The 13,392-nt window shown below is 34.8% G+C and carries 8 protein-coding genes; 6 read left to right on the top strand and 2 right to left on the bottom strand.

From position 1 onward, the window contains the following. Window positions 1-6 precede the first annotated feature (6 nt). Window positions 7-2,517, bottom strand: a complete 2,511-nt coding sequence (locus ACP6L2_RS01910; protein ID WP_440507624.1) for a cation-translocating P-type ATPase — start codon at window positions 2,515-2,517, stop codon at window positions 7-9. 89 nt (window positions 2,518-2,606) lie between these two features. Continuing rightward, window positions 2,607-2,744: a hypothetical protein gene (locus tag ACP6L2_RS01905; protein ID WP_440507623.1), complete on the bottom strand. Its 138-nt coding sequence runs from the start codon at window positions 2,742-2,744 to the stop codon at window positions 2,607-2,609. Between the two features lie 308 nt (window positions 2,745-3,052). Between ACP6L2_RS01905 and ACP6L2_RS01900 the strand changes: the two genes are divergently transcribed. The 6 genes from ACP6L2_RS01900 (at window position 3,053) to ACP6L2_RS01875 (ending at window position 13,165) form a co-directional block, all read left to right on the top strand. Then, window positions 3,053-3,637 carry an RNA polymerase sigma factor gene (locus tag ACP6L2_RS01900; protein WP_440507622.1) on the top strand — a complete coding sequence of 195 codons (585 nt, stop codon included), beginning with the start codon at window positions 3,053-3,055 and terminating at the stop codon, window positions 3,635-3,637. Window positions 3,638-3,764: 127 nt separating this feature from the next. Further along, the gene (locus tag ACP6L2_RS01895; protein WP_440507621.1) at window positions 3,765-4,985 is read left to right on the top strand and encodes a FecR family protein; all 1,221 of its coding nucleotides are present in this window, start codon (window positions 3,765-3,767) and stop codon (window positions 4,983-4,985) included. Window positions 4,986-5,032: 47 nt separating this feature from the next. Continuing rightward, window positions 5,033-8,770 carry a SusC/RagA family TonB-linked outer membrane protein gene (locus tag ACP6L2_RS01890; protein ID WP_440507620.1) on the top strand — a complete coding sequence of 1,246 codons (3,738 nt, stop codon included), beginning with the start codon at window positions 5,033-5,035 and terminating at the stop codon, window positions 8,768-8,770. Between the two features lie 5 nt (window positions 8,771-8,775). Beyond that, a complete protein-coding gene (locus ACP6L2_RS01885) occupies window positions 8,776-10,272 on the top strand; it encodes a RagB/SusD family nutrient uptake outer membrane protein (RefSeq protein ID WP_440507619.1) in 1,497 nt (498 codons plus the stop codon). Between the two features lie 4 nt (window positions 10,273-10,276). Next, window positions 10,277-11,722 (top strand): hypothetical protein, encoded by a 1,446-nt coding sequence (locus ACP6L2_RS01880; protein WP_440507618.1) that lies wholly within the window; start codon window positions 10,277-10,279, stop codon window positions 11,720-11,722. 30 nt (window positions 11,723-11,752) lie between these two features. Then, entirely contained in the window at window positions 11,753-13,165 is a 1,413-nt protein-coding gene (locus ACP6L2_RS01875; RefSeq protein ID WP_440507617.1) for a thioredoxin family protein, read from the top strand. Window positions 13,166-13,392 lie beyond the last annotated feature (227 nt).

Here is a 13,392-nt window from a genome sequence, read left to right as displayed (position 1 = left end):
CTATAATTAGCTTTCAACCTTAGCCATTCTCCGAATCAACTTATACAGTTCAAACCAAAGTACGGAGACCGCAGCAATTAATCCGCAGAATACAAGGTCACCAAACCTTAAAGGACTTAGGTCAAAAAACTTGGCGAATACTGGGATGTACAAAATAGCCATCAGTAATAATAAAGTCAAAGAGATGACGATTGCAAACAATTTATTGTGATTCTTAAAGCTTTCAAATAGGCTGTAATAAAAGGACCTATTCGTTAAACTCAAAAGGATATTGGCAAAGATTAATGTGGTAAACACCATAGCACGGGTATTCTCTTCATTTGCACCTTGGTTGACGGACCATTGATATACAAAAAGCACGCCTACGGTTATAATTAAGCCTTGTATAATACTGATGGTCAACTCTTTCCAATTCAAAAAAGTATCGGTTAATTTTCGGGGTTTTTGAATCATGCTATTCTTTTCCATAGGTTCATTTTCATAAACTATGGAACAGGTTGGACCCATGATTAATTCCAAGAAAATCACGTGAACTGGGGTAAATATCTGCGGATAAATCCACCCTAAAAACAAGGGCAATGAAACTGTTAAAATAATAGGAATGTGTATGGATATGATGTATTGAATAGCCTTTTTAATGTTGGTATATATCCTTCTACCCGCTGCTATTCCAACAATCAATTTACCAAGGTCATCATTAGTGATAACCAACGAGGCCGCAGCTTTAGCAATTTCTGTCCCTTTATTTCCCATAGCTACCCCAATATGGGCAGCCTTTAAGGCAGGGCCATCATTGACACCATCGCCTAACATAGCAACCACTTCACCTTGTTTCTTAAGGGCATTGACCACAGTTAATTTGGCATCAGGATACATCCTTGTGAAAAGGACATTTTTCTCAACAGCAGTCTGCAATTCACCCTCAGAAAGTGCCATAATTTGCTTGCCTTCTAAAGCTTCCTCTGTATGTTGAATTCCCGCTTGGCTAGCTATACTTCTGGTAGTATCTGTGTTATCACCAGTGATTACTTTTACTTGGATTCCAGCATCATAAATCTGCTGAAAAACCTCCTGAATTCCTTTTTTTGGAGGATCATAGAAAACAACCAATCCCATAAACTCAAATGGAAAATCCTGTTGTATTTTTGGAAAGTCAGTTCCATCAAAATTTGACTTTGCAACACCTAAAACACGATATCCTTCCCTACCAAATGAAGTAATCAAGCCCCTAACTTTCTCCTTTTCTTCCGTTGATAAATTAGATACTTTTAGAATAGCTTCCGGTGCTCCTTTTGCAGCGACAATTCGATTACCATGCTCATCTTTGAAAAGGTGAGTCATCATCGGTGGTTTCCCTTCCAGAGGATATTCATGGAATAATTGAAAGCCTTTACGAAGGTCATCCTTTTGTGTTCTGACATAAACCTCATGCAAGGTCTTTTCCATGGGATCAAATGGTACAGGCTCACTACTCCACATAGCATAGCTTATCAAGTCATTTAATGCAGGATCATTAAAATTATCTTCGTTGTATGTTTTATCAGTGGCAAAATCATAGAGTTGTTTCAAGTGCATGCTGTTCTCGGTGATTGTTCCGGTTTTATCGGTACAGATAACCGTAGTACTGCCCAGTGTTTCTACAATACTGCTTCGTTTAATAATTACCCCTTCTCGCATTAATTTCCAAGCTCCTAGCGCCATAAAGGTGGTAAATGCCACAGGTATTTCCTCCGGCAGAACGGACATCGCCAAGGTTAAGCCGTTTAAAAGACTCTGCAACAAATCATGTCCCCTATAGTAGTTTACAGCACAAACCAATAGAAATATGACTATCCCAATAATGGCCATATTCTTCACAAAATTCCCTATTTGACGTTGCAATGGAGATTGTTCTTCTTTAATTTGACCAATTGAAGTTCCAATTTTCCCTAACCTTGTTTCCTTACCTATTTGTTCTACCTCAAATACTGCCAAGCCTGACACAGCTAGTGTTCCACTATAAACTCGATTGTCTTCATTGTCAGCATGCTTAAAAACAGACAAGCTCTCACCTGTTAAAGAAGATTCATTAACGGAGAAGTCATGACTATGAACGATTCGTCCATCGGCATTAATCATCTTACCTTCCTCTACTATGCTTAAATCACCAACCACAATTTCGCTTGTTGGAATTTTAATGACTTGTCCATTCCTGATAACATGACTTAATGGCTCATTCAGCTTTTCCAAAGCTTCTAAAGCCTTTTTACTGCGGTTATCTTGGTAGAAAGAAATAGCTGAAACAGCAACTATCGCCACAAACATAAAAGAGGCTTCAGCATAATCACCTATTATTACATAAATGATAGAGATGGCAAAAAGCAATATCAGCATGGGCTCTTTAATTATATCCAATAATAAACTAATCCAATTAGACCGTTTAATGGCCTCCATTTCATTGAGTCCATGTTTCTTTCTAGAAGCTAATACTTCAGCATTAGATAGCCCTATTAAGTTTTCAGGAATATTTAAAGACATAGGTAGTATGGTTTACAAGATTTATAAAAGTACTCATTCTTTTCGTTCAAGTGCTGTTCAATAGTATATTTAGAAGGTTTTAAAAGAAGCTAATCCTCAGCTTTGTTTTTCAATGCCATTAGTAGTGTGTAAGCCCCGGTATTTACTATTTTCTTGTCCTTTAATGCTGTTGTATTTTTAATTTCTGTCCAATTACCAGCTTTATTACCAGTTTCTACCTTTTTCATATGACATCTATATTCTTGTAATTTACCATGTTACAATTAATTAAACATTAATTACATATCCATAAATAGGGTTAATTAAAAAAGAAAAAGAATTGAAAAACAACTTAAATCGTAAGGCTATAAAAAAATGCGTAAATCATTTCCTACTTCTTCTCATGATATACACTCAAGTATGTATTTAATTTATTTTCCATTATTAGGATAATATTTAAATTGTTACGACTTTTTTTGTTAATAAATAATTTTTCTTTTTTAGCTTTACACTTCACCTAAATTTTTCGAATAAAGATTGTGCAAGACCTTCTACCATGCAAACAACCAAGGAACATAAAATCTATATAGGTAATGAAAAGGTATTCAATGAAGTTTACCAACTATTATATAGTCCTTTATATGGTTTTGCTTTAAAATTTGTAGAGAATGAAATCGCTCAAGATCTTATTGCAGAAGTTTTTATTAGTTTATGGAAAAACAAGAAACAATTTAACAGCTTGGATGAAATTCAAAAGTATGCCTTTGTAGCTGTAAAAAATAGAGCTATAAATAGCATAAATAAGCAGAAAAACATTCAATACAATAAACAGCTGCTTTTAAAAGAATTACAAGAGATTGATGAAGATGACATGGAACTAGCCATGTTACAGAATGAAATTCTCACCAAACTATATGAGGAATTAAATAGTTTACCAGAAAAAATGCGTGAAATATTTTTATTGTCTTTTAAGGATGGATTAAAACCTGGGGAAATCGCAAAGATGCTCCATCTGAGTGTACAAACAGTTCGAAACCAAAAAGTCAATGCTATAAAAAAATTGCGAGACAAATTAGGCCAAGACAATCTATTATTACTTTTATTACTTCTAACAAGTCACCAAACCATATTTAAAGTATAAATTGCTTTATTCCTTTATGGCAAGACACCCTCCTAACAAATCACTCCTAAAAATAATTTAAAAATTTCTTGAAATAACATAGTATGTTTTTGGATTCTCTGGTTATCTACATATAAAGCTAATAAAGATGACCAATTACGAAGACGAAATCAAACATATTATTTATCAATCTTTTCTTCGAAAGCTTAATAAACAAGAGAAGGAAACACTTACATTTTGGTTATCTGAATCAGAGAAACGAAGGAAGTGGTATTCAGAATTAACACATGATGCAGCTAAATTATCAGAATATCTTAAACACTATCACGAGGCAATAAACTCCCGAGATAAAACCTGGGAAATAATCAAGAATGGAATTTCACCCAACTATGAGGATTTTAAACCTAACTTGCTGTTGTTTTTTCAACAATATTGGAGAATAGCGGCAAGTATTCTATTAATTATGGGCCTTTCTTTCTATGTGTATACAATAAAAGACTCTGAAAATAAAGCAAGTCTTCTTTATAACGCTAGTATAGACCAATTCAATGGAACGTATTTAACGACCGAAGATGGAAAGAAAATCAACTTAGAAGAACAAGACAAAGATAATCAGGGTAATATGATCAACCTGAGTAGGGCAGAAATGAATCAAATTACGAATTCGACATCAAAAAACAATCTAGAACTACAATCCATTCAAACATCAGCTGGTAAACAAGTTCATTTCGAACTAACAGATGGAACCCTTGTCTGGTTAAACACGAATAGCAGCATCATTTTCCCTAAAAAATTCAACAACAAAGAAAGAAAAGTAAAAATAAAAGGTGAGGTTTATTTTGAAGTAGCATCTGATCCAACTAAGCCCTTTATAGTTGATGTGGATGATAAAAACGACATCAAGGTATTAGGAACTAAATTCAATGTTCAAGCTTATCCAGAAAATCGCAATATTAAAACCTCATTAATTGAAGGCTCTATCCAGTTATCTACCATAAACATGCTGGAAGGACCCATACTCCTAAAACCTGGAAGACAGGCAATTTATCAAGTAGCAAGTAAAACCAAAACGGATAATAAAAGTCCATTTAAGGTTCAATCACTTGTTAACCCTGCTTCTACTATCGCCTGGAAATCCGGAGTATTTAGCTTTGATGACAAAACGCTAAAAGATATTCTTATTGAAATTGGTCGATGGTACCAAATCAATATTTGGATTAAAGGGGAAGTTCCTGATAAGCTGCATCTAAACGGGGAGATTTCCAATGAAATCCAATTACTTGATCTTTTAGATGCTTTGAAACCCTATGGAATTACATATCAACTAAAGAAAAATAACCTAGAGTTAAAGCTTAATACGAGCATTTAACGACTAATCTAATCAATCTATTTAATTACCAATAATTAATTCACATTATGTCAAAAGTAAATGATGGTAAAGACATCAAACCAATTTCAGGTTATGATGAAGATTACCAAACTCTAAGCCCAGGAAAGGAGTATAAGTGGGCTTGGACCAGTCTTTTAGGCTTTAAACAAATATGGGCCATATTACTCACTGTCATACTCATTCAAGTCGCAAATGCTAGTAATGGACAAATTATCCACATGAACGTAAAGCGACAAAACTTGAGTCAGATTTTTAGTCAAATTAAACAACAAACAGGCTATGTTGTATTTGGCGATGAGGGTATTTTGAAAAACAAAAAACTTGTTGATTATTCATTGATCAGGATTGATCTGAATTCATTCCTAAATCTATTAGGAGATGATTTTGATTTCGATTATTCCATCGTTTCAAAAACAATATTTTTAACAAAAGAAAAGAGAGTATCCAGCACTAAAGAAGTAAAAAATCTTGAAAGAGTAAAACAGTCCGTCCTAAAAATACAAATTTTAGATAGCACTAATAATGCTATTCCTGATGCGAGTGTTAGTCTACAGCCAAAAGGAAGTACCGCTGTATTAAAATCATCACAAGTAAAAACAAATTCATCTGGTCAAGCAAGCATTGCAGCAGAATTAAGTGATCGCATATTTGTTAGTTGTATGGGTTATATAACTCGTTCATTTACTGTCACTTCAGAAATATTGAGCAGAGGAACATTCTCATTAATTCTTGCTAAAAGCAATGAAGTAATCGAGGAAATCCAAATAGTAAACACTGGATATCAACAGATCAATAGAGATCGTATGACCGGTTCATTTGTAACTGTAACTGCCAAAGATATTGAAAACAGTATGTTTTCAAGTATAGATCAAGCATTAGAAGGAAAAGTTGCAGGATTATTCTCTTCATCACCTAATGGAGCACCAGGTGCACAAGCAGAAATCAGAATAAGAGGAGACAATTCCATTAATGGAAATAAGGAACCACTGTGGGTTGTAGATGGATTACCATTGCAAGAAGGGGTAGCATCCATTAAAGATTTAACTTATGGTGATGTTCAACAATCTATATTAAATCATGGTATTGGAAACATTGCCCCTACTGATATTGAAACAATTACCGTCTTAAAAGATGCTGCAGCAACAGCAATTTATGGAGCTATGGCTGCAAATGGTGTTATAGTTGTGACAACCAAGAAAGGTGGTGAAGGTCCAGTTTCCATAAATTATCAAAGTAATTTCGCTTATAGTGAGGCACCAAAGTTGACCAATTTTGGCTTTATGAATGCCAAAGAGAAAATTGACTTTGAGATTGATTTAATGGAAGAATTTCTTCAACGTGATCAAATTGGAGGTCAAGGAGCTCGTACTTGGGACAAATGGAAATCTGGAGCCATCACTGATGAAGAATACCACCAGAAAATTGATGAATTAAGTGCTGTGAATGTGAATTGGTTCAATGAAATTTACAGACCTGGTTTTTCTAACAATCACAACATCTCCGCACGAGCTGGAACTAAAAAACTATGGTTTATGGGTTCCTTTAGAGCATCAGATGACCGAGGAGCACTTTTTACTAATCGGTATAATAATTACGGCAGTAATGTTAATGTAGGTTTCCAACCACACCCTAAATTAAAGGTCGATTTTACAGCTAATGGTTCTTATAGACAATCTAAAGACCATAACTCAGCTATTGATCCTTTTAAATATGCGGTTTATGTCAACCCGTATGAAAAACCGTATAATGAAGATGGAAGCTATGCTCCTGATCAATCTTGGCTTAATGACAAAAGCCGTTTATCAATAGGCTTTGCCAATCCGACATTTAACATGATAAGGGAGCTTTCTGAAACCTTTTCGGTTCAAAAAGCATCTGATATCACCACTAGTTTAAATCTTAGGTGGGATGTCATGAAAAACCTAAAAGCTGAATTTTTAGGCCGCCTGGGTTATGCCTTTAGTTCTGGTGAAAGTGGTGCTGGACCAGGTACATATACATCTCAAGTCAACTTTTGGGCTCCTGAAATTTTCAGGGCATCAGATGGGCAAAGACCAGAAATCCCAGCAAGGTACAATGAAGGATTTATATCACCTTATTCTGGAAATTCCAAGACTTTCTCTGGACGTATGGCCTTATCATATGACAAAACCATAAATGAGGATCATTTTTTAGCTGCATTCTTAGGATCAGAAATCAGAAGTGCAGAATCTTGGAACAATAGGTTTAAAATCCCTAAATATGATCCATCTAAATATTTAGGAGGAAATGTAGAATATCCTTGGAATCCAGAACTCAACAAAGAAATCCAGGTTAGCTTTAATCAGCTGGGATCATCTGTATATGGCAACAAAAATAGAGCGGCTAGTTTCTTTGGAACATTGACTTATAGTTTTCAAGACAGATATGTAGTCAATGCCAGTGCACGCTTTGATGGAGCAGGAACCATTGACCCAAAAAACCGATTTACACCACTTTGGTCCTCCAGTGTAAAATGGAATATTCACAATGAATCATTTTTGAAAAATTCCTTCATCAGCGAACTTGCGGTACGTGGTAGCTTTGGCTACACAGGTAATATTGATAAGAATGCACTCCCTTATTCTTGGATAATTTTATCCTCTGCTAAATATGATGATTTGTATGGGGCAAAGAAAATCAACTTCCCAAATCCAAGTATTAAATGGGAGCGAAAAATGGATCAAAATATAGGTCTTGATTTTGGGATTTTAAACAATAAAATTGGCGGTAGTTTCAACTATTACAATAACATTATCCGTGACTTATTAGGAGGGACTTTTACACCTCCATCCTTTGGTAATCCAAGATTGGTGATGAATGGACATGACCTGATCAATAAAGGCTGGGAGTTCAACATCAATATACGAACCATGTTTAATAAGGATTTTCGTTGGATCAACTCCTTTAACATTGCAAGAAACACCAACCGGGTAGAAAACTCCATTACTAGAAATCCAATGGAATTCAATGATCCAAATGTATTAAGTAAATGGACAGGTTTTACAGCTAATGATATTGAACAATATCCAACTGGTACCACCTTCGGTTATCGCTTTGCTGGAGTTAACCCTATGAATGGAGAACCAATGATTTACTTAAGTGATCTAGCTCGACAAACCTATGCCACAGCACATAAAATACCACTCGAGGAAGTACCTGAAATCTGGGAAATGAATAAAAATCCATTAGGTGGCTTGACCTTCAGCCCATGGTTTATGCAATCATTAACTCAAATTGGCAATACACAACCTACTTTCCACGGTGGATTTGCTACAACTGTTGGTTGGAAAGATTTAGAATTTAGAGCTTCTTTTAGCTATGTAACAGGAAAATATTTGAGAACATTTGATGGACGTAATTTCAATTATGCTACTTATGGCACCACCTCAGAGATTTATGGTCCACGTATCAACCAATTGAAGGAAACAGCTAATCGTTGGAGAATTCCTGGAGACATTACTAATATCCCTGTTATAAGCAAAGGAACAAGTCGATATTTTATGATGAATAGTGATGACCGCTTTCAAAATGCAGACTACTTAAGCATTAATGATGTCTCACTTTCCTATACACTCCGAAAACCATTAATTGAAAAGTACGGATTAAGCTATGTTCGATTTGGATTCATTGCTAACAATGTGGCCATTTTCTCCAAGTTTAGAAGTACTGATATCCGAAGCGGATCTGCATTTGGTTATCCACGAACAAGAAAATATGCATTAAATCTTCAAATTTCATTTTAAACCTCATGAAAAATAAGATATTCTTTTTAGCCTCAATCTTTATGCTCCTTTTCATTCTTGGGTGCAAAAAGTTTCTCGATATAAAACCTGTGGGCGCGCAATTCTTAACAGATATTACTACTGTAAAGAATACGATGGGCTCTTGGATGTACAATTTCAGCAAGAATGGACGCTGGACAATTATGGAAGATGCTCCAGAACCTTGGGCACCAATCCAATTCTCTTCAGACAATAGTTTTACTTCCTCCATAGATGTATGGGCTTTTACCAATTGGGATCAAAGCAGCAATACATTGACTCCAGCTCAAAAACGAGTAATTGATAGAGGAACTATTCGTTCTGATTGGACCGTATATTACAACCTAATTGGCCTTATGAACCTAATTATTACAGAGGGGAATCTGGCTACTGGGGATCCACAGACAAAGGACATTGTTGTTGGAGAAGCACTTATTCAACGTTCTTATTATTTCCTTAAGTTATTGCAATATTATGCTCCTTTGGACAATCCACAATTAGGTATTCCTGTATACACTGGCATTCACAATTCTTTAGATGAAGTAGATCTTTCCAGAAAACCGCAGCAAGCTGTATTTGATCAAATCATAGCGGATTTAAATGAAGCAGAGCTTAGAATAAAACGCACGCCATCGAGTAAGACGTTCAATATCATGTACAACATTGATTGTATAAACCGTGTAGCAGCACAGATCTATTATTGGAAAGCACAAACCCTTATTGCAGACGAATCTGATTGGCAGAAAGCGCAAGAATACAGCCAAAAGGCATGTGCAATTCCAAATACAAATCAAACAGTATATCCGTATTCAATTGAAAAATTAAATCAAGAAATTTTTAATTTGACATATTCATCAACCTCTGCTGGTTTGATAAACAATGGTTATCCTGAAGCCTATAAAATTGCAGCCAATTCTAGTACTTTTCTAAACAATACTTTTTCGTATGATATCAACATTTGGAATCAATTGTACAAGGATGGAGATAAGCGTAAAAAATTGTGGTTTTTAGATACACCAAATTATAATAAACCTGCCGATCAAATTACAATTAATGATTTAAGTCCTACCCGTAAGATGAAGGGTAATATCCGATTTTTCCTTTTCAGACTTGCAGAGCAATGGCTAATAAACATTGAAGCAAATGCGCACACTGGTAATATCGCTAAGGCACAATCGATGTTGAAGGAATGGAGAGAACTTCGATATGAACCCTCTGTTATCTCTTCACTTTCCGTACCAAGCACAGTGAAGGAATTTGAAGATGAATTGTACCTAGAAAGAAAGAGGGAATTCCTAGGCGAATCAGATATCCTTTGGCTAGATATGAAACGTAGAAGAGTTTCTGAAACAAGAACGGTACAGTCATTCACCGCCACTCTTCAATCTGATGATTTCAGATACCAATTTTCAATTCCACAAAGTGAAATTGATTACAATCCACAAATTATTGTTAACCCAGGATGGGTAGAATTATATTATTAAGATTATGAATATCAAGAGCATATTATTCCTCTGTATTTTTGCCATAGTTGGGTGTTCGCCAGATGACTTCAATTTTGCGCAAATGGAGTATCAGGTAGATAAGGTTGTTTGCCAAGCAAATGCCAATTATTTTACTACCGATGGGGTTTCCCAATTGGGACTCCAAGTTAAATTATACACCAAATCTGGAACCTATAAAGACGTCAATGGCCAGATTCAAAACCAATATAGTGAAATTCCAAAATCACGTTGGAGGCAACACAATATTAAATTCTTTGACAGAAGTGGTAAGGAATATCCAAGCAATTATACCACTACGGAATTCACTACTTCAACCTTAGATTTTTATGCTGAGGTAGACGGAATAAGATCCAGCAAACCAATTCTCCAAGAATTGGCAGAACATCCCTTAACAGGGAATGCCATTCCTGAAGATCCTAATCCGGTTTATTTCAGAATGAATATTCGTCAGCCTTACCCTACCCCGGCCTTAAAAAAGATTCCAATCGTATTCCATATTGTGGATCTAGAATCCGTTAGGGACAGATCACAAGAACTAAATTCTGATGCCATATATTATGTCATTCAAATGTTTAACAACGTATTTGGAAGAAAAGCTGCCAATGCTTCGAATGGAGCAAATACAAATATTGAATTTGTTCCTGTAATCCGAGATCCTAAAGGAAATATTTTATTTGAAAAAGGAATAAACCGTGTATACTTAACGGATGAGCAACATTTTGAACAGTTCAATGCTGATTATGTATTCAATAATCCTTCGATGTATTGGGATGTTGACAAGTACCTAAATGTATGGATTCTAAATCACAATTCTTGGGCAAACACATCGCAGTCAAATCGTTACTCAAGATCATTACCTTTTGTTTTTGCCAAAGGTAAATATGATGCTTCAGCATTCCCTCTTCCAAAATCCATCGCGATCAAAGAATTACAAAACCAACAAGAGGAAGACAATTGGGAGAAAAAACCAAATTATTTAGAAAATGTGGGTATTGTATTCCATAAAAGCAGTGATGGATTTGCGCAATTATATCCAGCTTATGTATCTCAATTATCCGCCTTTCTAGGCGTAATTCCGAATTCATCTGTAAATGATACCTCAGTACAATTTGGAAGCCCCAAGACATGGGTAGATGATTATTGCGATGACACATTTGCATATAACCAATATTATGCCGGAACCAGTCAAGGAGGTTTGGCCAGCACAGTTTTTGGCAACTCAAGGATAAAATATACCGTAGAAATTAATGCTGCAAAGAATGCTGGCAAACCAGGTTATCCTTGGATTACCTATGAATCAGTTAATACCGGCGAACAATCTTCAGATCAAAGTATTATTACCCAGGATCAAGCCAAAAGAATAGAATGGACATTGAATAATGCTTTTGCTAGACAAATGTGGAAGGATTCTTATGCTATTGCTCCATAATCTTAAAACAAACTTAAAAACAAAAATAACATGAAGTCAACGAAAATATTTGCCGTAATAATTCTATTATTGGTAAATGCTAATTTACTATTTGCTCAAGGGATAAATTTTGAAAATTTATCTTTCCAACAGGCTAAAGACAAAGCCAAATCTGAAAAAAAACTAATCTTTATTGATGTCTACACAGAATGGTGTGGCCCATGTAAAATGATGAGTTCAGAGATATTCACCGATGCTCAAGTTGGTAAATATTTCAATAGCTCCTTTATTAATCTTAAAATAGATGCAGAAAAAGGAGAAGGTATTGAAGTTGCAAAAGAATATCAAGTCAATGCCTTTCCTACTATGCTTATTATGGATTCTGAAGGAAAAGTGTACAAAACACTAGTAGGAAGTAGATCTGTTCAAAGACTCCTTGATGACACGAAAGATGTTCCAATTTTGTTAAAATACGGTGGTATAGATAAAATGAAAGAACAATTCCTTGCAGGAAAAAATGAAACAGAATTTCTACTGGATTTAAATAATCAATTGACTGCAAGAGATCCCCTTAAAGAGAAAATAGCCGTACAATATTTATTATCAGCAGACAAGCAAGACCTTGTATCAGAAGATGAGGACTTATTAAAGCTGAACAATAGCATGATAAATCAACTTTCTCAATTTTACCCAAATGTCTACAATCGGTTATTAGGATTCATTTCTGAAAAGTATAAAGCGACTGGTAAGTTTAGTAATGCATACAGTATGATGGTGATATTTTCCATTGAAGCCAGTATGGGTAAAATCATTGAGAGAAATATCCAATCAAATAATTTAAACGGTTTGAATGAAGCTATTCAATATAAAAACTCTTTTAAGGCTGCAACCAATGGAAAGTTGGATGGAGATCTTAATATTAGCAGCGGTAGAAACCTATTCTTTGCTTCAGACAAATTCATTAAATACAAGTTTCTACAGGTTCATGATGTAGAACGTAAGGACTTTAGAAATAAAATTATCCCGTACATAGATAGCTTAACCCAAGTGGTATCTATGGATAGCTTGAAAAGAAGAAATGTTATTACGGAAAGCATGGCCGAAAGAATGCAAAAGAACCATTTACTTGCTGAAAACGTTCTGACTAGATATACAAGAAAAAATGATTTGACTGTAGAACAGCTATTTAATTGGACCAGGTACTTTTGGAAAATATCCGATAATAGTAAAGAAACAAAAAACAAAGTGGGACAATGGTTATCGTATGCTTTTCAACTTAACCCACTAAATGCAAATCTTGTCCGTCGATCTATTCCAATCCTATTAAAAACGGACAACAAGGATATCGCAGTCCAAATGCTAAAGGATTGTATTACATTCTATAATTACAGCAACACATTCAATAAAGCACAAATAAGCGACTTTAATATTCTTCTTGAAGAAATCAATTTGAATAAAATCTAATTGACTAATCAGATTATTAACTACAAAATCTTTCATAATCAATTTCAATAGGTAGTTTGTTTTGACATGATCCTTTCGAGGATCATGTTTTTTTAACAGCTATCAAATGATTTTTAATGATCCCCATTCTTTAAAATTAAGGTCTATTTGAAAATAGAATGGTATAATTCTCCATTTACCACCTCTAAATCAACATCTTTTCTATTTTTACAAAAAATAAAATTATT

The sequence above is a fragment of the Sphingobacterium lactis genome (assembly GCF_051951495.1).
Lineage (GTDB): Bacteria > Bacteroidota > Bacteroidia > Sphingobacteriales > Sphingobacteriaceae > Sphingobacterium > Sphingobacterium lactis_A.
The sequence above is the reverse complement of the archived record's forward strand: the minus strand, read 5'-3'. Positions and strand labels throughout refer to the sequence as shown.

Excerpts from the sequence above, each read along its gene's own strand:
- ACP6L2_RS01890 (WP_440507620.1), top strand. The coding sequence starts at position 5,033 with ATGTCAAAAGTAAATGATGGTAAAGACATCAAACCAATTTCAGGTTAT.
- ACP6L2_RS01895 (WP_440507621.1), top strand. The coding sequence starts at position 3,765 with ATGACCAATTACGAAGACGAAATCAAACATATTATTTATCAATCTTTT.
- ACP6L2_RS01900 (WP_440507622.1), top strand. The coding sequence starts at position 3,053 with ATGCAAACAACCAAGGAACATAAAATCTATATAGGTAATGAAAAGGTA.
- ACP6L2_RS01880 (WP_440507618.1), top strand. The coding sequence starts at position 10,277 with ATGAATATCAAGAGCATATTATTCCTCTGTATTTTTGCCATAGTTGGG.
- ACP6L2_RS01875 (WP_440507617.1), top strand. The coding sequence starts at position 11,753 with ATGAAGTCAACGAAAATATTTGCCGTAATAATTCTATTATTGGTAAAT.
- ACP6L2_RS01905 (WP_440507623.1), bottom strand. The coding sequence starts at position 2,744 with ATGAAAAAGGTAGAAACTGGTAATAAAGCTGGTAATTGGACAGAAATT.
- ACP6L2_RS01910 (WP_440507624.1), bottom strand. The coding sequence starts at position 2,517 with ATGTCTTTAAATATTCCTGAAAACTTAATAGGGCTATCTAATGCTGAA.
- ACP6L2_RS01885 (WP_440507619.1), top strand. The coding sequence starts at position 8,776 with ATGAAAAATAAGATATTCTTTTTAGCCTCAATCTTTATGCTCCTTTTC.